We start from the raw sequence: 25,121 nt of genomic DNA on the forward strand, positions 1-25,121 counted from the left end.
GGGCGGGAGGCGTGGCACTCGCCGCTCGGAGCGTTGGAAAGCAGCGTTTCAGCAGTGCATGGGCCGTGAGACGGCCTTTCAGGCCCTCTTAGCTGAGCGCGGAGGCTTTTGTGGCTGCGAGACGGCCTTTTCGGTCCTCTCGCTTGAGGTTCTAGCGGGATTGTGCCCTCTTTCCGGCACGAGACGGCCTTTTAGGCTCTCTCAACTGAGCGCGGGGGCTTTCGCGACCGCGAGACGGCCTTTTCGGTCCTCTCACTAGAGGTTCCACCGAAATTATGCCCTCTTTCCGGCACGAGACGGCCTTTTGGGCCCTCTCAGCTGAGTGCGAGGGCTTCCGCGACTGTGAGACGGCCTTTTCGGACCTCTCGCTGGAGGTCCGGCCGGAATTGTGCCCTCTTTCCGGCACGAGACGGCCTTTCAGCTCTCTCGGCTGAGCGCAAGGGCTTCTTCGACCGCGAGACGGCCTTTCAGGCCCCCTCAGCCAGGCGGCTGCCAAGCCCGCCGCGAAAGCACAAAAAAACCGCCGAGCACCAGCCCCGGCGGTTCAATCTTACTTCTGCGAATAAGCCTCATTATATTCTTTGATAATCTGACTGCCGCCGTTTCGCTTCCAGCGCTCAACTTCTTGCAGGAATGCGGCTTTGTCGAGCTTGCCCAGCATGTAATTGTACGTAGCGTCGGAGATGATTTTGTACAGCTCCACGCCGCGCTCGTCGTAGGTTTTCGATTCGAGACCCAGCGTCGGGTCCTTGATGATATATTGCTCATTGTCCAAGCTGAGCGTATCCGCCAATTGGGAAAGGGACTCGCTCTCAGCCACCTGCTTCACCTGTGTATTGTTCAAATCGGCGATCATGAGCGCATACAGCGCATTCACTTCGTTCACCCGGAGCTGGGACGTCTCCTCCAGCAGCTGGACTTTGTCGCCAATCGTGGTGTAATGACGCCCTTCCAGCCCATACTTCATCAGGTTGGCGACATCTTTATCCATGGTCCGGTCAAAAAACTGCAGCACCTGCTTAAGTTCCGCCTCCGTGCGGATCGCTTTCTTGGAGAACAGGTACAACGCGCTGTAGTTCGGAATCGACCAAATCCGAAATCCATTCGGGCCTTCGATATGATTCACAAGGGTGAATTTCGCCTGCGGGTTCACGATCCTCGACTCGTCCGAAAGCCGCTGCACATCCTGCATGCTGCCAATGTATACGCCGGCAATGCCGCGAATCAGCTTGTCACGCTGGACATCCTTGCTGGTCACCGCGAAATCCGAGTTGATGAGCTTCTCGTTGTACAGTTTTTTCATGTAGTCCATGGTGTCCACATAGGCCTGGCTTTCGAATTCCGGCGCAAGCTTCCCGTTCACAACACCCCAGTTGTTCGGCGTGCCGAAATAGGAGCTGATCGTCTTGAAGGCGCCGAACACCAAATCATTCCGGTCGGTCAGCCCGATCGTATCATCCTTGCCGTTGCGGTCGGGATCGCTATACGTGAAAGCTTTTAACACTTGATAGAGCTCTTCCAAATTCGCCGGCTTGGCCAGCTTCAGATTGTCCAGCCAATCCTCGCGAATAATCAGGCCCTGCCGGGATGACGGCCGCTCGGTGTATAAGCCATAGATTTTGCCATCGACAGCCGTCTGTCCCAAAATCTCCTTATTCAGCTTCTTTAGATTTGGATACGCTTCCAAATAAGGTCCAATGTCCCAAAAGGCGCCGGAACGGATCGAATTTTTCATCAGCAAGTAATCGGTATATCTCACATAGGTCGCTTTTTTGAGCGAGTTTGTGGTCAAGGCTGTATTCATTTTATCGGTGTATATGCCATCCGGAACCCAGTTTAGATCCAGCTTCGTATTCGTCCGTTTTTCAATCTCCTGAACGAGCTCAGGAATGGGCGGATGCGGAAAATGCAGCGGTGCCATAATCGAAACGACAGGGCGATCACCGCTCGCTTCAGCCTCTTGGTTGGAGCTTTCTTTCGTGCAGCCGCTAAGCAAAACAATCATCAGCAGCCCGATAATGAATGGACGACAGTGCCTCAAAATTTTCCCGTGTACATGTATACTCATGGCTTTCCCCCTTGCTGCATCAGCGTTTTGCCGTCATAATCAAAGAAAATGATTATCCGCCAGCCAGATGATTATTGATCTAAACGCAAGTCTTGTCTACAATACATAGATAGTCAGCAATGACCATCCTGAGATAAGGTGTTGGATGCGATGCCCAATTTAAGTTTCCTTAGCAAAATGACCATGTTCGGGTTCTTGCTCAGCACGCTCCCGGTAATTTTCATCGGCGCTTTTGCCTTCATGACCTCGTCGAGCGAGATCCAGAAAAATGTCAACGAAGGTAAAATGCAGCTGATCACTCAAATCAATTCCAATGTAGAGCAGAAATTAACGACTGTCAACCATACACTTAATCAAGTTATCAATTCCACCGTGCTCAAAAAAGCGATGGATATGCCGCTAACTGTAAACGATTTCATGATGTACGACGATCTGCGCAGCGAGATTCGGTACATGCAATCTTTTGACACGAAGCTGGAAGATGTCATCTTGATCAATGCCCGCCAGAACTGGATGATTAAGAACTCGGGGCTGTATCGTTTTGACAGCTACCCTTTTTACGATACACTGCTGAACCTGATGAACACGCAGGAGAACAGCACGTGGGTAATGAATCCGTCGAAGTGGTTTTTTACCGAGGAAAATGCGCGGAGTGTGACCTGTGATTACAGTATTTCGCTGGTCAAAAAGCTGCCAACCACCGGCCTGGAGAAATACGGCTTGGCGCTTGCGAATATTCCTGCCTGCTCCCTGCAGGATCTGATTCAGAACGATACCAAGCTCGATGACATCCTGATTATGGACGAGCACAACCGGATTCTGATGCATCCGGATGCCAGTCTGATCGGCAAACCTATTGCGGAGGCCGGCCTGACGGATCTGAGCCAGCTTGCTGCGCCTACGGGACAATTCACGGCGGATATCAACGAGAAGCGCTATTCCGTCAGTTATTTGCACTCAAACTTGAATAATTGGACCTATTTGTCCTTGACCTCCATTGACAGCTTGACCAAGGAATCGCGCAAAATCGGAATCTACACCATCTACATCTGCATTGTGATGCTGCTCATCTCCATGCTGCTCGCTTGGCTTGGTTCGCGTAAAATGTACTCGCCGATCCAGCTCCTGCTCAACCAAATCGGGGGTCTCGTTACCGTGAACCAGAAGCGGAAGGCCAACGAATTCCAGATGATCAGCGAGCATGTCCATACGTTGTTCCAATCGAAGTCCCAGCTGGAACGAGAGGTTCACCAGCATATCGGCCAGGTGCGGACGTTTTTCTTAATCAAAGCTTTTCAAGGGCACATTAAAGTGAGCGAACTGCCTGAGAAGTTAGCCCAGTTTGGCTATACCAAGCAGCTTGAAGAGTGGAAAACCATGTCCGTCATTACGCTGCAGATCGACTCTATCGACAATACGCGTTATGAAAAGAGAGATTTGGAGCTGCTGCTTTTCGCGGCGCACAACATGATCGAGGAGCTCATTCCTTCGGAACAGCGGCTCGCCCCTGTCATTATCGATCAGACGGTGGTTACCTTGATTGGAAGCCCGGATAGCGAAGCTGCCGCTTTTCGCAATACCGTCTATGCCTTAACGGAGCAGATGCAGCAGCACATCTTCAGCTATCTGAATCTGCATGTCAGCATCGGGATGAGTCTTCCCATCCATACGTTCGCGCAAATGTCGATCGCGTATAAAGAAGGTCTGGAAGCGTTGAAGCATCGCATCAAACTCGGCGAAGGCATCATCATTCAGTATGAAAATATTAACTCGGGCAAGCACTTCTTGAATCTGAACTATCCGAAACCGCTCGAAAATGAATTGATGGACGCGATTAAGCTCGCTGAAAAGGATAAATCCAAAGAGCTGCTGCGGCAGCTGCTGCAAGCCGTCTTTGCCGCACCGCTCACGCCTCAGGAATATCAGATTCCGCTGGCGCGGCTGCTCAACAACCTGCTGATGGTGATGCAGGAGTCCGGGATTTCCTTGAATCAGATTCACCCTAACAAAGGCTCGCTCTTCGAGGAGCTGCTGGATCTGCATATGACGGCGGAAATCGAAGACTGGTTCTGGACAGAGGTCATTCACCCGCTGATCCGCATCTACCGCGACCGGCAGGATGCCCAGTACCACAATATTTCGGAGAAAATTATCGATCTCGTGCAAAAATATTACGATACCGACCTGACACTGGAGGATTGCGCTTCCAGACTGCATTACAATGCGAATTATTTGAGCAGCATTTTCCGCAAGGAAACGAACTGCTCCTTCAGCGATTACTTATCGGCCTACCGGTTCAACATGGCCAAAAAATGGCTGTCGGAAACCGATTTGCCGATCAAGGATATCTCCTCCAAGCTGCGCTATAACAATTCGCAGAATTTCATCCGGTCCTTCCGCAAACAGGAGGGCATTACCCCGGGGCAATACCGCGATAAGCAAAAAGAGGGCGCAGCTCCAATTCTTTGAGCACACGGACCTCGGAAGGCACATGGAACGAACGCCAAAAGCCTCCGGAGCCACCAAGCAATCGTTGGTGGCTCCGGAGGCTTTTGCCTCTTCGTTAAACGGTGACGGCAGAAGGCCTGTCCGGCATTCTACTCGCTTGGATCTACGGCTGCCTTCAACGCGGCACGGTTGTTCCATAAGAAGGAAACCACGCTGTTGCGCTCTTCAAAAAACGCTTCTTTCTCATCCAAATAGTCTTTGCCGCGCCCATGCACGCTGAAACGGTCATCGTTATAGTTCATCAGCGTCCACTGCCCTCCGCGCTTGTTGTCAGCGAACACAAGGTATAGTTTCTGGCCCGAAGGATCCCACTTCGCATACGACGAAAAGTTGTCCAAAATCAGGCCAATGTCATCCTTCTTCTTAATTTGCATGATCTTATCTCCTTTTCCTTTTCATTCAGGCATATTTAGTAGAACAGGAACATAGTAAACGAGAATGAATGAAAATGTTGTCGGACTGTGTGAACGGGTCATGGGAACCTTTGTCGAATTGCGATTTTCCCAGCCCTTCCTTCCGTGATGCAGCATGCCTGTAAAAGTGGGAAAAAGCCCGAGGATATCAAATCCTCAGGCTCTTTTCCATTTGTCGATAATTGAAATATCCGGAATTGCTCCATGGAATCTTAACAAATATTCAGCGCATCTAAATTAGCAAGAGTTCGCTTATGGTCCGGGTATGTCGGCTGAATATGGCCTAGATCCCCGCCGCCGCGTACACTCTATCAAAGCTCGCTTTGGAGCGCCGGGCCAAGCTCTCGGGGGAATCCGCCGGAGGCTCAGCCGTCAAAATCTCCTGCGATACGGCGCCTTGATAGCCGATCCGCGCCAAGCCTTGCAGGAAGCCGGCCAAGTCGATAACGCCTTCGCCCGGATACACACGTCCGTTATCCAGCACCTCCTCCACCGGCACGTCCGGTGCGTCGTTGATGTGGACGTGGACGATCTGCTCGGGGCGGAGCTTCTCAATATCGGCCACCGTTAACCCGTTCGTGTACCAGTGGTACGCGTCGAACAGCAGGCCGACATTGCTCTCGCCGATCGCATCAATCCAATCCAGCGTCTCTTCGAGCGTCCAGATGAACGGATGCTTCCAGCGCGTGCGCAAATGATGCGGCCCCACGAATTCTAAACCGAGGCGAATGCCGTAGGCGTCAAGGATTCGCGCGCATGTGCGCAGTCTGCGCGTAGCCAGCGCCATGAAATGCGCCGCTTTCAAATCCGTCGACGGCAAAACGTACGTGCAGCAGCTTCTGCAGCCAAGCGCTGCCGCCGCCTCGGCCGCTTGGGTCAGCTTCGGCAGGCCGGCGCGGAACGTCTCTTCGCTCCCCCGCCATTCCACCGGCAGACCAATGGCCCCGATGACGAGGCCGTGCTTGCCCAGCAGCTCGCGCGCTCCGTCTGCGCCATGGCTCTCCACCAGGGCAAGCGCGTCGATATCGACGGCTTCGAAGCCGTATTTTGCCGCTAACTCGATGAACTGCTCATTGCTTTCCAACTTGCCAAGCCCTGCTCCCGTTAACCCTCTAAGCATCGTGATCCCTCCTGAATTAGATGTCCCAGTTTAATTTGACTTCATTCCCTGTCCGCGAAGATTCATAAATCGCATCCAAAATTAAATTATTCGTATAGCCGGACAATGCGGACGTAATAGGCTGTTTGCCGTCCCGAATACAATCCAGGAAATGTCTGCTAAGACGCAGGCGCTCTCCCTCATCGTTCTCAGGCTTTTTCAAATCCGTCTCCATGGCCCGATTGAATTTCTCAGTCAGCAGTTTGCCGGTTGCTCCCTTATAGCTCGCTCCGCCTTCGGAACCCATCAAATGGATGAACGGCGTGTTGTCCGTATCCATGTGAACAGCCCAGCTCACTTCCAGCGTCAGCGTACTGCCGTCTTCCATACGAATGAGAGCCGTAGCCAAATCTTCCACATCGTAAGTGCCGTTCCAGTTCGGCGTCCCCCACGTTCCAATCCCCTTCTTGCGGGGACCGAATTCCGCATAAGCAGCGCCAAAGACGGAGACCGGCTTCGGATTGCCCATCAAATATAGCGCCAGATCCAGCATGTGAACCCCAATATCAATCAACGGGCCTCCGCCCGATTCGTTCATTTTCGTAAACCAGGTGCCCCAGCCCGGAATCCCTTTGCGGCGGAACCAGCCTGTTTTGGCCGTGTAGATTTTGCCGAGCTCGCCGGCTTCAACCTGCTCTTTGATCAGCTGCGACACAGCTTCCCAACGCATTTGGTGACCGATCATAACGACCTTGTCCGATGCTTCGCTGGCTTTCAGAATTTGTTTGGCCGCTGCCGCATTAATGCCCATTGGCTTCTCGATCAGCACGTGCTTGCCGGCTTCAATGGCTTGTACAGCGAGGGAAGCATGATACTGGTTAGGCACGCCGATAATGACAGCGTCAACATGCTCGCTTTGAATAAGCTCTTCAGGGGTAGCGGCCACGTTGGCAATGCCATACTCCTGCGCTTTGGCTTCCGCCAAGGGCAAGTACGCGTCGGTAATCGCCGTAATTTCACAGGATTCCGCCAATTTCGAAAACTCGCGTATATGCACGCTGCCGATATTGCCAGCACCGATAATTCCTAATCTGATTTTGTTATCACTTCCCACAACGTGTTCCTCCTTCATAAGTGCAACTTGTACGCTCCGCTTTTATGATAAAATAAATATAGCAGAAAAACGCACCTATATTTCGGAAAACGTCCCATTTCTTCGAAGGAGACCGCCTTATTATGACGTACTTTCCCGACTATTTGAAAACGTATCCAAATATGCACTCGTCCTTCCCTTTTCACCTCAGCAAAAATACCCTTGAACACGGCTTCAGGGCGCATCGCCACGATTTCCTGGAATTTTCCTATGTCATTGAAGGCACCGGCTCGGAGAGCATCAATGATGTAAATCACGAGATGCGAACCGGCACATTCACGTTCGTGCTGCCCTATCAAGTGCATGAAATTTTTACGGATCCGGGACAAAAGCTGGTTCTGTACAACTGCATGTTCAGCATGGACCTGTTAATGGAATCAGGGAACGATCCCGGACTGTCCGGGCTGCTGGGCGAGATGACCGCCATGCCGGCTTATATCCAGCTGCAGGGGCATGACCAACATACGATGCTTGCTCTCCTTGAGGAGATGTATCAGGAGTACAATGGCACCGAACGCTACAGGCAGACGCTCCTAAAAGGCAAACTAAAGGAAATTCTCATCCGTTTCGACCGCCATCGTTGGAAGCAAAGCGAACAAGGAGCACCCTTCGCAGCAGCGACAGCAGCAGAAGCCCTGCCGTTTCACGGGGCGAAGACGAGTCATGCGGTTTGGCCCATCATTCATTATATTCACCGCAACTATCAGGAAGAGCTTGCTTTATCCGACCTCGCCACGCAGTTCTCCATGAGCGCTTCCCGCATCTCCGAAGTGATTAAGCAGACGACTGGACAAACCTTCGTTCATTTCCTGCATGATTTGCGTCTGCGCCATGCCTGCAGCCTGTTGGTGTCCACCGACATGAGCGTAACCGAAATTGCGCACGAGGTCGGCTACGGCTCGTACAAAACGTTTTCCCGCATTTTTCGGGAAAGCAAAGGCATCGTACCGAAGGATTACCGCAAAGCGGAGCATCATCGCCGGGTGACGTGAACGGGCTGCCCTTAAGGTGTGTTTCACCTTCCTGGGCGGCCTTTTTTATTGGAACGGAGTGGTGTGGGAACTAGGGTCCGCTATTTTCCGCGAAGGGCACCATTCCTCTGGTCTCGGGGAACTGCAGGCCTCTATTACACTGTTTCCAAGCCATTAGATGGCTTGGCGTGCGAAATATGACCCTGTAGTTCCGCTTGAAACCTGCAATCAGCCAAGTTTGCCGAAATAGCTGACTGTAGTATCCTTTCGGACGCAGGTCCTTCCATGTAGGGATACGCGCTGTCCCTGGAGTGTTCATTAGATTGACATGCTAATCTTCTGCGGAAACGAAGGCGCAGTTGTAAGCAGGAAGAAGCGCGTGCGCATCAGCTTACGTTCTATGCTGCACTTTGTGCAATATAAAGTGGGCATAATACGGCAAGTGCTTACTCTCGTTGCACAAAGTGCAATGATTTCGCTAGATTTGCGCTGAAAACTAGCTTTGGAGGCTGAAATGATTGTACACAGTGCAATGTAGGAGCCGGAGAAGCAAAAATAGGCTGAAATGAATGCACAATGTGCAATATAGCTATGTTAGTTGAAGAGAAGAGAGGAGGAGCAATTACAAGTACCAGGTGAGAGGAAGGTGTTGATGCAGCAGAAAGAGTCTCGTGCGCATCAGCTCACGTTCTATGCTGCACTTTGTGCAACATAGGGCAGGCATATTGCGGCAAAAGCTCACTCTCGTTGCACAAAGTGCAATGATTTCGCTAGATTTGCGCTGAAAACTAGCTTCGGAGGCTGAAATGATTGTACACAGTGCAATGTAGGAGCCGGAAAAGCAAAAATAGGCTGAAATGGCTGCACAATGTGCAATATAGCTATGTTAGTCGAAGTGAAAAGGAGGAGTATTTACAAGTACCCAGGTGAGAGGAAGGTGTTGATGTAGCAGGAAGAGTCTCGTGCGCATCAGCTCACGTTCTATGCTGCACTTTGTGCAATATAGGGCAGGCATATTGCGGCAAAAGCTCACTCTCGTTGTACAAAGTGCAATGATTTCGCTAGATTTGCGCTGAAAACTAGCTTTGGAGGCTGAATTGATTGTACACAGTGCAATGTAGGAGCCGGAAAAGCAAAAATAGGCTGAAATGAATGCACAATGTGCAATATAGCTATGTTAGTCGAAGTGAAGAGGAGGAGCATTTACAAGTACCCAGGTGAGATGAAGGTGTTGATGCAGCAGGAAGAGTCTCGTGCGCATCAGCATGCAGGAAAGTAGCATCAGAGTACATGGTCACTGGGTTCGGTGTACATCATGCGGGAAAGTAGCATCAGAGTATATGGTCACTGGGTTCGATGTAAATCACGCCGGAGCTAGTCTCAGCTCAAGTTCGGGGGCCGGGCGAAAGCCGCAGCAGGTCCTCCGCGCGCGTTTCCCCCTGCTCACGGCGCAAGCCCCGCCTCCTTCGAACCAGCCCCAGCCCCCGAAATAACCCGCCCAACTTCCGGCAATACTACTCCAAGTCCCTTCCATCTGCCCCACTTCCTTCTCACCGCATACATACATTCCTTGACAGGAATATTCCTTATGAAGTATATTAAAGGTGTGAACTCGACTATGAGCTCTCCCGCAGTAACCTGTCAATGGTCGCCTAATTCAACGTGGAAGAGAAGCCCGTTTTGCTTTTGAATCGCAGCACCTTATTATTCTTAAATTATGGAGGTATTCACCCATGTCCGAAACTACAAACGCCAATCCGTTAGTCATCACCCGCACGTTCAACGCTCCCCGCGAGCTCGTCTTCAAATGCTGGACGGAGCCTGAGCATCTCTTGAACTGGTGGGGACCTACTGGAATGAAGTTGGAAGTCGCTTCCTTGGATCTTCGTCCCGGCGGCGTGTTTCACTACAGCATGAAATCCCCGGAAGGATTCCAAATGTGGGGGAAATTTGTTTATGGCGAAATTACGCCTCCGGAAAAACTTGTTTTCACGAACTCGTTCTCCGATGAGGAAGCCAACACGGTACGCGCTCCATTCAGCCCTGTTTTCCCGCTTGAAATTATGAATACTCTAACGTTCGAAGAGCAAGACGGCAAAACGGTTCTCACGATGCGCGGAGGCCCGGTGAACCCGACCGAGGAAGAGGCCGCATTCTTCGCTTCCATGGCAGAAAGCATGCAGCAAGGTTTCGGCGGCACGTTCGGCCAACTCGACGAATACTTGGCGAAGCTCGCCTAACGCCATTGCACCGGCTCGATCAGAGCCGGTGTTTTTTTCTGCCCTCATCCAAGGCGTCACAAAAGCGGCCTCTTCATCCGAAATATATAGGAGCCGGACAAGTTTCGGCAGCATCCGACTGAACCCAAAGGAGACTACTGTATGTTTCGCCATAAAATGAAGTCCGGCGCCGCTCTTCTGCTGACGGCCGCTCTTTTCGCGGGAAGCACGCCGGCATCCGCAAGCTATTCCCCTTCCGTTAACGCAGTAACGAAGCAGGTGACCGCTCAAGGGAAAACCTTCAGCGTCAGCACCGTCACGGTCGACCTGACCGACCCGACACTGGAGCTTGCTCCTGCTTTAGCTGACGGAGGGATCGGTCATGACGCTCCCTTACAAGCCATCGCGGAACGCGAAGGGGCGGTTGCCGCGATTAACGGCACTTTTTTTAACGCGTATGAGTCCGACCCGTACTCCCGCTACCCGAATGGGACCCTGCTGCAAGCCGGTGAAGCTATGCATTCCGGGGAAAACCAGACTTTTATTCTGAATCGGGATAAAGTTCCGGGTATCCAATTCGTGGACCTCGACATCGCCGTGCGCGTCAGTGAAGGTTCAGGCACTTATCCCATCACCCCCTGGGGGGTTAACAAGTATTACGGCGAAGGCAGCACCGACCAAATTGTCTGGTACACGCCGGATTTTGGCCGCTGGATCGGTTTCCCGGGCGGCACGAAAGTCGTCATTGAGGGCGGGCTCATCACGCGAATCACGAACGATTCCGTCCAGGTCCTGCCGGCGGTTACGTCCTGTTTGTCGGCAACAGCGCCAACAACCGGCAGCACGTTCTGCCGAATTTGGACGTCGGAGACAGAGTCACCAAGGAGCTGCTGGCCAAAGGGGAAGGCGGCAGCTCCCTGAACGCCTCGTCGTGGCTGTCGGCCATCGGGGCCGGACCGAAGCTGGTCACTGGCGGCTCCGTTGATCTCAACGCCAATCGAGACGGCTTCTCCGACCCGAAGGTAACGCAATCTTCCGCAGCGCGAAGCTTCATCGGCATCGATGGGTCGGACCGCCTCGTGATGGGAACCGTGCCGAGCGCAACGCTTTCCCAGCTCGCCGCCATCGCCGTTCAGCTTGGGCTGAAGGAAGCGATGAACATGGACGGCGGGTCCAGCTCCGGGCTGTATGCCAACGGCAGCATGCTGACCTACCCCGGCCGCGAGCTGAGTAATGCGCTCGTCGTGCGCAAGCTGGACAAGCCGAAAGTGCAAATCGACATCAACGGGCAGCCTGTGTATGACTACAGCGGCTTTATCGTCAACGAGACGACCGTTGTTCCGATTCGCCCCTTCATCACGGCGATGAATGCCGGCTTTCAGTGGGATGCCGCAACGCGGACGGCAACCATCACGAACGCCGGAGTCACGATGAAGCTGAAAGATGGCAGCTCTACAGCAACGGTGAACGGGAAGTCCGTCGCCGTACCTGTACCGCTGCAAATTATGGAAGACAGCCGCATGTATGTTCCACTCCGCCTCGTAGCGGAATCGCTGAACAGCAAAGTGGACTGGAACAGCCGCTTGTACCGGGCGTCCGTCCGCCTGCCATAACTCGCAAAAACATGAAAACAAAGACCTGGGACGCAGTCGCGGGTCTTTGTTTTTCATCCCGTAACGCTTATAATAAAACGAGAAAAAGTTTAAAAGAAAAGGTGTCATTTCATGAGCATATTAAACGTAGAAAGATTAAGCCACGGCTTTGGAGACCGCGCCATCTTCAACGACGTCTCGTTCCGCCTGCTCAAAGGGGAGCACATCGGACTTATCGGCGCAAACGGCGAAGGGAAATCGACCTTCATGAACATCATTACGGGCAAGCTTCAGCCCGACGACGGGAAGGTTGAATGGTCCAAGCGCATGCGCGTTGGCTACCTGGATCAGCATGCTGTGCTAAGCAAGGGCATGTCAATCCGCGACGTTCTCAAAGGAGCTTTCCAATATCTGTTCGACATGGAACAGGAAATGAACGATATGTACGGCCGAATGGGCGACGTGACGCCGGAAGAGCTTGAACAGATGCTGGAAGACGTCGGCACGATTCAGGATACGTTGACGAATCAAGATTTTTACATGATCGATGCCAAAATCGAAGAAACCGCCCGCGGGCTGGGTCTTACCGATATCGGCCTGGATAAGGATGTCAACGATTTAAGCGGCGGACAGCGTACGAAAGTATTGCTGGCGAAATTGCTGCTCGAAAAGCCGGACATTTTGCTCCTCGATGAGCCTACCAACTATTTGGACGAGCAGCACATCGAATGGCTGAAGCGTTACCTGCAGGAATACGAGAATGCCTTCATTCTGATTTCTCATGACATTCCTTTCTTGAACAGCGTCATCAACTTGATCTACCACATGGAAAATCAGGCGTTAAACCGCTATGTCGGGGACTACAACCATTTCCAACAAGTCCACGAAATGAAAAAACAGCAGCTGGAATCCGCGTATAAGCGCCAACAACAGGAGATTTCCGAGCTGAAGGACTTCGTCGCCCGTAACAAAGCAAGCGTTGCGACGCGGAACATGGCGATGTCCAGACAGAAAAAACTCGACAAAATGGACGTCATCGAGCTGGCGAGGGAGAAACCGAAGCCGCAGTTCAATTTCAAAGAAGGCCGCACATCAGGCAAGCTGATTTTCGAAACGACCGATCTCGTCATCGGCTACGACTCACCGTTATCCAGACCTCTGAACCTGCGTATGGAACGCGGACAGAAGATTGCGCTTGTCGGTGCGAACGGTATCGGGAAAACGACGTTGCTGCGGAGTATTTTAGGCGAAATCACGCCTGTCTCGGGATCTGTTCAAAAAGGGGACAACCAGCAAATCGGCTACTTCCAACAGGAAATCAAAGATTCCAACAACAACACTTGTATCGAGGAAGTGTGGAACGAATTCCCTTCGTTCACACAATTCGAAGTGCGCGCAGCGTTAGCCAAATGCGGCCTCACTACGAAGCACATCGAGAGCAAAGTTGTTGTGCTGAGCGGCGGCGAGAAAGCGAAAGTTCGCCTCTGCAAGCTGATCAACCGCGAAACGAACCTGCTCGTGCTCGATGAGCCGACCAACCACTTGGATGTGGATGCCAAGGATGAGCTCAAGCGTGCGCTTCAGGCATATAAAGGCAGCATCCTGCTCATTTCCCACGAACCGGACTTCTATCGCGATGTCGTGACGGAAACGTGGAATTGCGAATCCTGGACAACGAAAGTGTTCTAACCATAGGAAGAGGGCCTCTTCGAGTAGATGAATCTGCTTGAGGATGCCCTCTTTTTTTATCGCTATCTCCGCCCAGCATGGGAACTTGCTTTCCAATGATACAAAGTGTATCATAAACATACGCATGAATATAAGCATAAGCATGAACATGAACATGATCATTTTCATTATCATTATCATTATCATTATCATTATCATTACCGTTATCCTTACCGCTCTTACTCAAGATTGAAAGCGAGGACGCCCATGCCAGTCGTTCGCCAATTCCTCCAAAGCAAAATTCTCGTTTGGCTGTTCATCTTATGCCTGAGCGACGCCCTTTTTACGGACATCGGCCTGCGTCTGTCCTTCATTGAAGAGATGAACCCTCTGATACGAAGTGTATACGAGTGGCATGTGTTTGCGTATTACTGCCTAAAACTCGTCCTCCCTCTGCTGCTCATGGCCTTCTACCCCTATATTCGTAAACGAGCTTGGGTCAAGCCCTGCCTCTCCTTCACGGTCATCATCTATGGAGCCGTCAATGTCGTTCACTTCATCTGGCTGTCGTATGGGTTGAAATACGTTGCGAACAGCTAGCCGTTAAATTCCCAACCCCCGCGTACACGTCGCAATAAAAAAAGAGCCTTGCCTGAACGCAAGCTCAGCACGGCTCTTACTTCAAGCAAACCTCAAAATCCTTCACATGCACAGCAGTACCCGCAATTTTAATCCCCCATGCATCCGGCCCTGTGTCGACAAATACGCTGACTCGGCCGTCTCTTCCGATCTCATGACCTTGCTCAATCATGAAGGTTAACGACGCAGTGCCAGCTTCCTTCCGAATGTACTTCGCATAATAGGCTCCCATGACACCCGACGCCGTTCCGGTTACCGGATCTTCAACCGTGCCCGAGTAAGGCGATGAAAAATGCCGGGCATGCATATCGGCTTCCACATCGTACGTCTCCAAGCAAAAAGGATGAATCGACGCCCTCGGCATCTCTTTAAGCACTTCAGGAAACTGCCGGTTATTCGGCTTCATGGCTTTAAACACAGCCAAATTCTTGATAGGAACCAGCAAGGTCCATATCCCTGTACTTCCATACACGACCGGCAGGCCGGTCTCCAGGTCATCTACCCCGATTCCCATTGAAGCAGCCAAATCTTCCAGGGAACCGCAGAAATCTTGGAACTGCGGCGAGGCTTGCTGCATGATGATGCTCAGCTTGTCATGAACAGCGTGAATGTGAACGGACAATACGCCTGCTTTAGTCTCAATCGTCAGATCCGTTTTGTCTCCAAGCAGCCCCTTCGTCTTCATCGCATAAATCGTAGCTACGGTGGCGTGCCCGCACAGATTCATCTCGTGTCCCGGGGTGAAATACCGGATTCGGACGTCCGCGATATCGGACTTGATGGGAAAGGCCGTTTCGTTGAAGCCGACTTTTTCGGCGATTTGCTGCATCTCGCTTTCTGAGAGCGAGTCTCCATCCAGCACGACCCCAGCGGGATTCCCCATCTCGGGAATGGCGCTGAACGCGTCATAATGATAAACGTTAATCGTTTTCACAAGATCACCCTCCGCCTTACAAATCCTTCACAATTTGATCAATCTCAAACTGCACGCGCACGATCCCTTCCTTGCACGCATCCAGTTTAATCTCCTGTTCCATCGCCTTCTCAAGCCCCTGAACGGCCGCTAACAACGACTCTGCGTAGAAATTGGCCGCCACGCCTTTCAGCGTATGCACCATGCGGCGGGCCACGGCATCTTCCTGATGGATGATAGAGGGCAGCAGCTCCTCCGCGAAAGAAGCGTAATCCAGCTTAAATTTCTCGATCATGTACTGAAAAATGTGGATTTTCTGATCGATATTCCGCAGCACTCGTTCAACATCCATCCCCTTAATGTGCAGCAGCCATTGCAAATCCTGCCACTTCTCCAGCGTGTCCGACAGCTGTTTCTCATTCACCGGCTTGACCAGTATACCATTAAGACCCAGCTTCAGCATTTGCATCGGATCCTTCACGAATCCGTTCGCTGTAAGCGCAATAATTGGAACCCGCTGCATCGGCTTCAACTGCCGCAGCTTCTGAGTTGCCTCGTAGCCATCCATCTCCGGCATATGAATATCCATCAGAATAAGCTTCCACGGCCTCAGCCCGGCACGTTCCAGAACTTCATAGCCATTCTGCGCAATAACGACGTCATAGCCCAATTGTTGCAGAAGCTGCGTGATCACCAACTGATTGATTTCATTGTCCTCGGCAACTAAGATGTCCCCCTTGGACTGCGAATGCGATCGCTCCATTAATGCCGCTTCACCGGCCCCCCTCTCGGACCATGGCTTCAGCCCGTTCAGAGTCTGCAAAACTTTGCGCAGCGACAGCCGGCTTACCGGTTTAACAAGGACGGCATCCGCTTTCAATGCTGCCGGAAGCTCGTACATCTCTTCTCTGCCTTCCAGCGTCGTGAGCGCGATCACGCGGGTCTGGGAACGATCCACCGCATTCAGCACACGCTGCCAAATAGCTTGATGCTGCATAGGGTCCATTTGCATATCCAGAAAAATATGCCCGAAAGCAGACTCTCCCGGCTCCTTGTCCTGTTGTTCCAACACGGTTAACAACTCGGAAACTGTTGAAACTATACTCGTCTGCAGCTGCAATGAGCTTAGAAGATCCGATGCATGCTGCGCCGCAAGCGGATGATCCTCAGCTACCAGCACCCGGTTATTCTCTTGAAGCAACACCTGCTGCTCGCAATACATCTGGAGTTCTTCCTCCGCCAACCGGTTAAGCCCGAACAGCAGGCTAAAGTAAAAACGGCTGCCCTCTCCGAGAACGGTTTCAACCTGAAGCACGCCTCCCATGGACTGCACCAAATGCTGGCAGATAACGAGCCCTAGTCCTGTACCGCCGTACCTTCGGCTTGTCGAGGTATCCGCCTGCGAGAATGGCCGGAATAGCTGCGACAGCTGTTCCTTCGAGATGCCGATCCCGGTGTCCTCCACCGCAAAAGAAATGATGACGCCTTCCTCCGCATATTCCTCAAGCTGCACCTGTATCCGTATGTGCCCGTGCTCCGTAAATTTGATCGCATTATTCGATAAATTAATCAATACTTGCTCTAATCGAAAGGAGTCCCCGCTGACGATATCGGGCAAATCTTCGGACGTATCCAGCAAAATCTCGATGCGCTTATTCGCCAGTGATATGCTGGCCAGATCAGCAACCTTCTGAAGCGACTCCTCTAAGGAGAAATCAACCGTTTCCAAAACTAATTTTCCGGCTTCGATTTTCGAGAAATCCAAAATATCGTTAATCGTCGCCAGCAAGACGCTCGACGAAGCATCCATTTTGGTCAAGTAATCCTTCTGCAGTGCCGTCAATTCGGTACGCTGCAGCAGAAGGGACAGCCCCATAATGCCGTTAAGCGGCGTGCGGATTTCGTGACTCATCCTTGCCAGGAATTGACTCTTCGCGCGATTGGATTCGTCCGCTTCCTCCCGCTTTTTCAGATCCGTGATGTCATGAACCGTGCCGGTCACTCCGATGATTTCCGTCTTTTTCTCATTGAACAGGGGAGACAATGTGACATTATACGCGTGCTCGGCATCGTCCGGCAGCAAGAAATTAACGGCGAATTGCTGCGTCTTCCCGTTAATAATCGATTGCGTGAACGCCCGCTCCCATTTCGCAGGATCGTCCATCTGAATCACATCGGTCAATTGTTTTCCTTTTACCCGCTCAGGCGTAAGCTGATAAGTTTGGTACATTTTATAGTTAGCAGAGGCAATGCTTCCATCCAGTCGAAATCTGAAAATAAAATCCTCCGAGTTTTCCACCAAGGTCCGGAACTGCTCATCCCGCACTCTTGCCTTCATCTGGGCAGCACGGTGCTCGGACACATCTACCGCTGACCCGATAACTTCACTAACCGCGCCAAATTTGTAAATAGGCTGCAAGGTAACGAGGATCGTATAGCCTTGGCAGTCATATTCATACGTGACTCGTTCCCCTCTCCAAGCCTGTTCATAATAGGCCTGCAGAACATTCAGGGAGTTATCGCCGAACAAGCCGATTTCATGCGTTTTTTTCCCAATAAACTGACCCGGTCTCAGCCCCAGCTGATAGAGCAACTGGCCTTCAATCAATATGTATACAAATTGCTCCCTATGCCTATGAAATTTGAACGTAAATCCCGGCTGAAAGCGCAGCATATCAATGAGCTCCTGCTCCACCTCCCGAATTTGCAGCTTAAACTCCCTGGCGCGAATCAGATAGCGAAGAATGCAGGCCACAGTCACCATACACACCATTTGGTAACAGAGATAGGTCCATATCATTGGCAGCGGGATTCGATACACGAGCCAAGTCGCTCCGTAATAGCATGCAAATAAAAAAATTCCGCCAAATAACCATTTAAACCAATAGGAGCGCATTTTAGCAATAATAACTCCGGTTCCCAGGACGGCAGCCAGCCCAATGAACAGCATCGGCAGCGGAGTGTAACTATCCATGATGAGTCGCCAGCCCCATAGAATGGCTAATGTAATCAACATGGCGGGGAGTCCGCCCAAATAAGCGGCAAGCATAAAACCTATGCCACGGAAATTAAGACTGAACTGGTCATCGACGGTGACGCCAAAGTTAATAAGGATCACAACCAGGAGGCCGTGTGCGAGACCTACGAAAACCTTGTAATACCACGCCGGATTCTGATCCAATTTCGTCATAATGAAAAATTGTTCAACGAATAACACAAACACTGTAATAATCGTAAAATTGGTAATCAAATCGCGCAGCAGAACAATCACCAGCCTAATCTTAAATAGCTACCCTGTCCGTTTATTTCTCGTATCCAGCAGCATCTCCGCAACGGTCTCAGCCTGAACCGGTTTGCTGAAATAATAGCCCTGCACGAATCGGCAGCCGCAATCTCTCAGCACTTGAAGCTCCTCCTCGGTCTCCAGTCCTTCAGCCACAACGAGCAGGTTCAAGTTTTTAGCCATTGTAATCACGGTGTTCACGATAGCGGCATTCACTTCCCGATGTTTCAAGCCTTTAATAAAGGACTGATCTATCTTCAACTTGTCTATAGGAAAATCCTTCAAGAAACCCAATGAACTATATCCGGTTCCAAAATCATCCATCGCGACGCGAACGCCCAGCTTTTTCAATTGACTGAGCGCGTCTGCGGCCAGATTGACCTCCATGCTCATACTCTCCGTTATTTCCAGCTCCAAGTACTTCGGCTGCAAGCCTGTTTCTTTTAAAATCTTCTGAATCATCGCACTAAGTCCGCTATCGTTGAACTGTCGTCTGGACAGATTAACGGCCATAAATAAGCAGGGAAGACCGGCTTCCTGCCATTTCATATTTTGCATGCACGCCTCTCTCAGCACCCATTCGCCGATCTCATGAATCAAGCCGCTTTCTTCCGCTACAGGAATAAAATCACCCGGCGGCACCTGTCCCAAAGTCGCATTATGCCAACGAATTAAGCTCTCCAGTCCAACGACGCTATTCGTATGCACGTCCACGACAGGCTGATAAACGAGATGAAATTCCTTATTCGCAATCGCTTTACGCAAATGAAATTCGATGTCCATTCTTCTTTGAAACTGGTCATGCTTCCCCTGAAGGTTAGCGGAGAGCGCAGCTTCCATGATGCCTGCCGTTTTGAGAGGGGATTCATAGACGCCTTGAATGCCGTTTAAAATCGCCAATTTACAGCGTTCCAGGAAATACGAGATCATACTGTCATGCGACGTTTGCCCGGAGAGCATTTCTTTATGATAATAATCCGCAGCGCCGATCCGCATAGCCTGGATGGTCCGCATGGCGCCTTCGGATGTTTGCGTACTAAGCACTACGATAGGAATTGGATGACGATTCATAATGAGCTGGAGCGCTTTAATCCCTGCCGGCATCGCCAAATCGATGACCGCCAAATCCGGTCTCTCTTCGAGCATGCAATTCAAAGCGGCATTTCCGTGCTCCGCCGTTCCTGTGATGACGAACTGCTCATCTTTCTGAAAGATCGTGCCCAGCAGTTCCGTTAGTTCATTAGAATCACTTACAATCAGGACTCCACACCTATTTCTAAGACCCATTTACTTACACCTCCTACAAGCCATTTTCACATTAAGCCGTATTACCCCTATTGTACTTTCCACTTATTAGGTTACTTACCTAAAAGGTATGATTTTTAGCTCGTTTTCGCTAACAATTTGCTAACAAATTCCCGATAAAAAGTATAGGAGAGCGATTTACTCTTATTTTTCGACACCTTATAATAGAAGAAGTAAGCAAGATGTTAGGACGTACGAACCCTCTGTTCATTCATGAATCAGCAATACAAAATAAACTTAGTCTGGGGGAGTTTATAATTGGACAGGGTGCTTTTAATTGAGGACGACGATATTATAGGTGAAATGGTCTGTATGTATCTGACAGAAGAAGGATTCTTAGTCCTTAGAGCCCACAATGGCCAGGACGGCCTTGCCGCACTGCGGGAATTCGAGCCCGAGCTTATTCTTCTGGACCTCATGCTGCCCGACGTTGAAGGCACTGACTTATGCAATTCCTTGCGAAGCTTGACGCCCGTTCCTATCATTATCATTTCTTCCAACTCCAAAGTCAGCGAGAAGATCGAGGCATTCACCGTCGGCGCTGACGACTATTTATGTAAGCCCTTTAGCATGCATGAGATGAAGGCCCGTATCCAAGCGCTTTTACGCAGGTCCAAGCAGGCCCATCCACCCGAAGAGCCGCTTGTCCAGCAGAATGCTACGGTCCTCCCTACGGATTTGAACATTAATCTGGAAAAAAGAACGCTCTACGTGCGAGGCGAACCCGTCGACATGACCTTCTCGGAATTCGAGCTCATCCGGCTGCTGTACGAACACCCTGAACGCGTTTATCGCCGGGAAGATCTGATTAACGCTTTGCGTGGTTTCGACTCCTATGTCAACGATCGCGCCATTGATGTACATATCACGAATTTACGCAGGAAAATTGAAGCCAACCCCAAAGAACCGAAATATATCAAAACCGTCTGGGGCGTAGGCTATAAATTTGTTTTATAGAATAAGATCTGATCCATTCCTGGATCGGGTCTTTTTTGATGCAAAAAAGCTCTTGGACAGCCACTTTTTGTCGGTTAACGATGCAATTTGTAGAAACTAACATCTCGTCCTAGAATTTAACAAAAATTGGTTGACATAGAAATCATTAATCATATATCATTGGACTTCTGGAGCCTTTATTTTACAGGAAAATGTCGGTTATACATCATATGACAGCTAACTAAACATGGATTCACAAGTGCGATACCATTACTAAGGAACAAACGGGTGAACTCTTATGAATAGTGATAAATTAATTTTGGATTTGGGCAGTCACAGCGCCAACGTGTTTAAGAAATCAGACATCGGCATCGAACAGGTAGACGTTCTCACATGGGAGCTGATCGAGAGCGAGGTCTGCCTCCCGTCGATCGAGGATAAGATTAAGACCTTGCTGTCCGCACAAGGGTCCTTAATCAACGGCTCCTCTCAAGGAACCGTAGAAGCTATTGGAACGGAAGCGATGCGACGATCGCCGGTCCTCTCTGAGCATATGAAGGAAATATGCCGGAATCTGCGGATTGCCTATCGGACGATCAGCCAGAAGGAGGAAGCGGAGCTGCTGCGGAGAGCGATTAGCCAATCGGACATTCCCAGCCATCTTGACGTTATCAATGTCGGAAGCGGCAGCATTCAGATCATTACGAAGGAATGCGAAGCTCCTTATCTCATTCCGTTCGGGACATCCGATCTGAATCAGGAATTCCATTTGCTGAAGCCGCCGCATCAGAGGCAGATCACCACCTGCATCAAATGGCTCTCCACCCGCTTGCCCGCATCCTTGGAGCAATTTGCGTTTACCGGCGGTGCGAAGACGTATCTGCGGCATTTCGATATTGAGCTTGAACAGGATCTCTACTGCTCAAGAAGCGACTTCACCCAGCTCACAAGACGGCTTGCTGCATGCAATCTCTCGGATTTAGAGGCCGGCTCCCCCTTCGATCCCAAGTGGATGCGCAATGCCATTGCCTCAAACTGTGTTGTCCTCGCGGGTCTCATTAAATCAGGCACCAGCAAATTCATGCCCTCCGATCTGAATATCGCCCATGGCTTCATGAATCAATTATAATCCGGATGCTCGCAACAAAAGGGTGCCCGCGGCACCCTTTTGACCAAATCTTAATGTAAATTTGATGTTATCAAAACCCGCCTGTTCACCCCGTATTATATAATACAGTGAATATTAGTTGTAATTACATCTATGATAGGTGGGTCCTTACATATGGCACAGACGATGAAAGCCGCATTAATCAAGGCATACAGCGGGGTCTCGGGCATTGAGATCGGCGAGACGCCGATTCCCGGGATAGCCGGCAACGAAGTCCTTATCAAGGTTCATGCGGCCTCCATTAACCCTGCGGACTTATTATTTCTTTCCGGCAATTACGGCATTCAACGGGCGCTGCCCTCGGTCGGCGGAATGGAAGGGTGCGGAACGGTCGTTGCGACCGGCAACAGCCTCGTAGCCCGCATGCTGAAAGGCAAACGCGTAGCCTTCGTTTCCGAGATTTACGGCTCGTGGTCCGAATATACGAAAGCCAGCGCAATGACGTGCATGGTTCTGCCCGACCACGTATCGGACGAGCAGGGCGCCGTCTTCTTCGTCAATCCGGCGAGCGCCATGGCGATGGTGAAGATTGCCAAACAGCACAAGTCCAAAGCGATCGTCCAGACGGCCGGAGCGAGCGCGCTGGGCAGAATATTGGTGAAGCTCGGCAAAGCGGAAGGCATTCCGGTCATCAGCATTGTCCGTAAAGAAGAGCATGCCCAGCTCCTTACAGATCTAGGCGGACAGCATATCGTCAACAGCGCTTCCCCCGGTTTCGGAGACGAACTTAAGGCAATGTCTCACGCCCTTGGCGCTACCGTGTGCTTCGATGCCGTCGGCGGAGACTTGACAGGCACCGTGCTCTCGGCGCTGCCGGACGGCTCCACGCTGTTTCAATACGGCCTTCTGGGAGGCAACACGACCACGATCAACGCCGATGATCTTGTTTTCCGCCAGAAGCGGATCACAGGCTTCTGGGCGTCCGACTGGGTGAAAACACAATCCATCTTTGAGCTGCTGTCGCTGCAAGGCTCTATGAAGAAATCGGTCGGATCGCAGATCCAGACCGAGATCAGCCAAACGTACTCGCTTTCGCAAACTGCAGATGCGATCCGGCAGTACGCCGCCAACATGACCTCAGGCAAAGTACTGCTCCTGCCCGTATAGCAAAAAGGGACTGTCCTCCAAGCGGATATCCAGCTTGAGGATCGTCCCTTTTTTTGCTGGAGACATGTCTCCTGGCCGGACGTGCCCATGTTGATGAGAACTACAGGGCGCTATTTGAGCAAATTGTGCGATTCCAGGTTTTAGAGGGAACTACAGGCGCTTAATTGCTCAATTACCTCCCATTTAAGATGAAATGATGGGAATAGAGGAGCATAGTTCCCTCAAAAAGGATAAAGCGTCGATGGGCAGCCAAATAGAGGATCATAGTTCTCCTTCAGCGAAGGCTTGCCATTTCGGGTTCATGCTAGAACCGTTGAGGCCTGCATTCCTTCCCGCTAGAACTCCGTAATGATCGTGAGAATCACCGGCCTCCGGCCCGTTTTCTCATAAAAGAAACGCCCCAGCACGTCCTTTACGTTAATTTTCAGCACATTCCACTGGTTCAACTGCTCCTGCCCCGTCTGCAGCCGATTCACCGTATCCGCCGCGAGAATGCTCGCTTGGTCGATGAGATCCTCGGACTCCCGCACATAGACGAAGCCTCTGGAGATGATGTCGGGGCCCGATAAAATTTTGCCGTCGGTTTTGCTAAGCAGGAGCACGACGATCAGAATCCCCTCCTCCGAAAGCTGCTTCCGGTCGCGCAGCACAATATTCCCCACATCGCCCAGACCGTCGACCAGCGTATTGCCCGCGGTGACTTTGCGGCTCTGCGTCGCCGCTTCCCCTTTGATATCTACAACATCGCCATTCTTCAATATGAAAATGTTTGCAGGCTCTACGCCGACAGATTCCGCCAAAATCCGGTGCTGATGCAGCATACGGTATTCGCCGTGAATGGGAATAAAATACTTCGGCTTCATGAGCGTCAGCATGAGTTTAAGCTCTTCCTGGCTGCCATGGCCGGAAACATGCATGCCGGTATGCGAGCTTGAGCCGTAGACGACTTCCGCCCCAAGGCTAAACAAATTGTCCACCGTTTTGGATACATTGCGCTCATTGCCCGGAATCGGCGATGAGGATAGGATGACCGTATCTCCCCGGAGGATTTCTACATTCCTGTAGTTCGAACGGGATAGCCGCGACAAGGCGGCCATCGGCTCTCCCTGACTGCCTGTACATAGAATGGCGACGCGATCGGGCGCCAGACTGCCAATCTCGCCCGCTTCCACCAGCATGCCGTCAGGAACGGTCAGATAGCCTAGCTCGGAAGCGACCTTCACAACGTTCACCATACTGCGGCCGAGCAAACCTAGCTTACGGTTCGTCGCTTCCGCGGCGTCAATAATTTGCTGCAGCCTGTGAACATTGGAAGCGAAAGTGGCAATGAACACCTTTTGCTTGGCTTTATGAAAAGCCTCCTCGATGTGCTTCCCTACCTGGCTTTCAGAAGGCGTATAGCCCGGGCGCTCCGCATTCGTGCTCTCGGATAGCAGAAGCAGAACCCCTTTAGAGCCGATCTCCGCCATTTTATGAATATCCGGGTACTGATTATTGACCGGAGTAAGGTCGAATTTGAAATCTCCCGTATGGACAACGGTTCCCTCCGGGGTATGGAAAACAACCCCCAAACAATCGGGGATGCTGTGGTTGGTCTTGAAGAAGGTGGACGTGATGCCGCCCAGCTCAATCGTCGAATCGGAGGTAATCTCGATGAGCTCCGTATTGGCAAGCAGGCGCGCTTCCCTCAGCTTGCCTTCGATGAGCCCAAGCGTTAAACGGGTTGCATAGATGGGCACATTGATTTGTTTGCGAATATAGGGAATGCCCCCGATATGATCTTCATGCCCATGCGTAATCACCAGAGCACGGACCTTGTCGCTATTTTCAAGCAAATACGTAATATCAGGTACGATGAGATCAACGCCAAGCAAGGTTTCATCCGGAAATTTGGAGCCGCAGTCGATGACCACAATATCATTGGCATATTGGACGACATACATATTTTTACCGATTTCGTTGATGCCGCCTAAGGAGAAGACCGATAATTGATTCAGCTTGCTCACCTTAAACTTCCCCCCCATGTCACTTTCATTTGCGTTAATTTTCCACAAGCGGGAGGGAAGTATACGACTAAAG

The 25,121-nt window shown here is 51.2% G+C and carries 19 protein-coding genes; 10 read left to right on the forward strand and 9 right to left on the reverse strand.

The features are described from left to right. Positions 1 to 550 precede the first annotated feature (550 nt). Positions 551 to 2,068 (reverse strand): extracellular solute-binding protein, encoded by a 1,518-nt coding sequence (locus AC3WRW_RS18160; protein ID WP_492547718.1) that lies wholly within the window; start codon positions 2,066 to 2,068, stop codon positions 551 to 553. 150 nt (positions 2,069 to 2,218) lie between these two features. Between AC3WRW_RS18160 and AC3WRW_RS18165 the strand changes: the two genes are divergently transcribed. Beyond that, positions 2,219 to 4,537 (forward strand): helix-turn-helix domain-containing protein, encoded by a 2,319-nt coding sequence (locus AC3WRW_RS18165; protein ID WP_492547719.1) that lies wholly within the window; start codon positions 2,219 to 2,221, stop codon positions 4,535 to 4,537. A 128-nt stretch (positions 4,538 to 4,665) separates the two neighbouring features. On the opposite strand, the gene AC3WRW_RS18170 is transcribed toward AC3WRW_RS18165, so the two are convergent. From AC3WRW_RS18170 to AC3WRW_RS18180, 3 genes are all read right to left on the reverse strand, one after another. Continuing rightward, positions 4,666 to 4,950 carry a hypothetical protein gene (locus AC3WRW_RS18170; RefSeq protein ID WP_127456634.1) on the reverse strand — a complete coding sequence of 95 codons (285 nt, stop codon included), beginning with the start codon at positions 4,948 to 4,950 and terminating at the stop codon, positions 4,666 to 4,668. A gap of 322 nt (positions 4,951 to 5,272) precedes the next feature. Further along, on the reverse strand, positions 5,273 to 6,109 hold the full coding sequence (locus AC3WRW_RS18175) for a sugar phosphate isomerase/epimerase family protein (protein ID WP_492547720.1): 837 nt from the start codon (positions 6,107 to 6,109) through the stop codon (positions 5,273 to 5,275). A 16-nt stretch (positions 6,110 to 6,125) separates the two neighbouring features. After that, positions 6,126 to 7,202 carry a Gfo/Idh/MocA family protein gene (locus tag AC3WRW_RS18180; RefSeq protein WP_492547721.1) on the reverse strand — a complete coding sequence of 359 codons (1,077 nt, stop codon included), beginning with the start codon at positions 7,200 to 7,202 and terminating at the stop codon, positions 6,126 to 6,128. A 122-nt stretch (positions 7,203 to 7,324) separates the two neighbouring features. Here AC3WRW_RS18180 and AC3WRW_RS18185 point away from each other — a divergent pair, with 122 nt between their 5' ends. After that, positions 7,325 to 8,233, forward strand: coding sequence for a helix-turn-helix domain-containing protein (locus AC3WRW_RS18185; RefSeq protein ID WP_492547722.1), 909 nt, complete (start codon positions 7,325 to 7,327; stop codon positions 8,231 to 8,233). A gap of 1,342 nt (positions 8,234 to 9,575) precedes the next feature. Here AC3WRW_RS18185 and AC3WRW_RS18190 read toward each other — a convergent pair. Beyond that, on the reverse strand, positions 9,576 to 9,746 hold the full coding sequence (locus AC3WRW_RS18190; RefSeq protein WP_492547723.1) for a hypothetical protein: 171 nt from the start codon (positions 9,744 to 9,746) through the stop codon (positions 9,576 to 9,578). A 199-nt stretch (positions 9,747 to 9,945) separates the two neighbouring features. Between AC3WRW_RS18190 and AC3WRW_RS18195 the strand changes: the two genes are divergently transcribed. The 5 genes from AC3WRW_RS18195 to AC3WRW_RS18215 all read left to right on the forward strand — a co-directional run bounded on the left by AC3WRW_RS18195 (position 9,946) and on the right by AC3WRW_RS18215 (position 14,291). Next, positions 9,946 to 10,452, forward strand: a complete 507-nt coding sequence (locus AC3WRW_RS18195) for an SRPBCC family protein (protein ID WP_492547724.1) — start codon at positions 9,946 to 9,948, stop codon at positions 10,450 to 10,452. A gap of 141 nt (positions 10,453 to 10,593) precedes the next feature. Continuing rightward, entirely contained in the window at positions 10,594 to 11,352 is a 759-nt protein-coding gene (locus tag AC3WRW_RS18200; RefSeq protein ID WP_492547725.1) for a hypothetical protein, read from the forward strand. Continuing rightward, positions 11,289 to 12,044, forward strand: a complete 756-nt coding sequence (locus AC3WRW_RS18205; protein WP_492547726.1) for a stalk domain-containing protein — start codon at positions 11,289 to 11,291, stop codon at positions 12,042 to 12,044. The genes AC3WRW_RS18200 and AC3WRW_RS18205 overlap by 64 nt, the downstream gene beginning before the upstream one ends. A gap of 111 nt (positions 12,045 to 12,155) precedes the next feature. Further along, complete coding sequence (locus AC3WRW_RS18210; RefSeq protein WP_171684548.1) at positions 12,156 to 13,712, forward strand: ABC-F family ATP-binding cassette domain-containing protein; 1,557 nt, start codon at positions 12,156 to 12,158, stop codon at positions 13,710 to 13,712. Positions 13,713 to 13,958: 246 nt separating this feature from the next. Further along, positions 13,959 to 14,291, forward strand: a complete 333-nt coding sequence (locus AC3WRW_RS18215) for a DUF5658 family protein (protein ID WP_492547727.1) — start codon at positions 13,959 to 13,961, stop codon at positions 14,289 to 14,291. A gap of 76 nt (positions 14,292 to 14,367) precedes the next feature. Here the strand turns inward: AC3WRW_RS18215 and AC3WRW_RS18220 are convergent, their stop codons facing one another. The 3 genes from AC3WRW_RS18220 to AC3WRW_RS18230 are packed head-to-tail and all read right to left on the reverse strand — an operon-like array spanning position 14,368 to position 19,813. Beyond that, on the reverse strand, positions 14,368 to 15,264 hold the full coding sequence (locus tag AC3WRW_RS18220) for a PhzF family phenazine biosynthesis protein (protein ID WP_492547728.1): 897 nt from the start codon (positions 15,262 to 15,264) through the stop codon (positions 14,368 to 14,370). 16 nt (positions 15,265 to 15,280) lie between these two features. Beyond that, positions 15,281 to 18,493, reverse strand: a complete 3,213-nt coding sequence (locus AC3WRW_RS18225) for a response regulator (RefSeq protein ID WP_492547729.1) — start codon at positions 18,491 to 18,493, stop codon at positions 15,281 to 15,283. A 39-nt stretch (positions 18,494 to 18,532) separates the two neighbouring features. Further along, complete coding sequence (locus AC3WRW_RS18230) at positions 18,533 to 19,813, reverse strand: EAL domain-containing protein (RefSeq protein ID WP_492547730.1); 1,281 nt, start codon at positions 19,811 to 19,813, stop codon at positions 18,533 to 18,535. A gap of 285 nt (positions 19,814 to 20,098) precedes the next feature. Between AC3WRW_RS18230 and AC3WRW_RS18235 the strand changes: the two genes are divergently transcribed. The 3 genes from AC3WRW_RS18235 to AC3WRW_RS18245 all read left to right on the forward strand — a co-directional run bounded on the left by AC3WRW_RS18235 (position 20,099) and on the right by AC3WRW_RS18245 (position 23,042). Then, a complete protein-coding gene (locus AC3WRW_RS18235; protein WP_492547766.1) occupies positions 20,099 to 20,788 on the forward strand; it encodes a response regulator transcription factor in 690 nt (229 codons plus the stop codon). 277 nt (positions 20,789 to 21,065) lie between these two features. Further along, entirely contained in the window at positions 21,066 to 21,896 is an 831-nt protein-coding gene (locus AC3WRW_RS18240) for a Ppx/GppA phosphatase family protein (RefSeq protein WP_492547731.1), read from the forward strand. A gap of 153 nt (positions 21,897 to 22,049) precedes the next feature. Next, entirely contained in the window at positions 22,050 to 23,042 is a 993-nt protein-coding gene (locus AC3WRW_RS18245) for a zinc-binding dehydrogenase (RefSeq protein ID WP_492547732.1), read from the forward strand. A gap of 335 nt (positions 23,043 to 23,377) precedes the next feature. Here the strand turns inward: AC3WRW_RS18245 and AC3WRW_RS18250 are convergent, their stop codons facing one another. Then, positions 23,378 to 25,066: a ribonuclease J gene (locus AC3WRW_RS18250; RefSeq protein WP_492547733.1), complete on the reverse strand. Its 1,689-nt coding sequence runs from the start codon at positions 25,064 to 25,066 to the stop codon at positions 23,378 to 23,380. Positions 25,067 to 25,121 lie beyond the last annotated feature (55 nt).

It is taken from the genome of Paenibacillus sp. FW126-R14, from assembly GCF_058789495.1.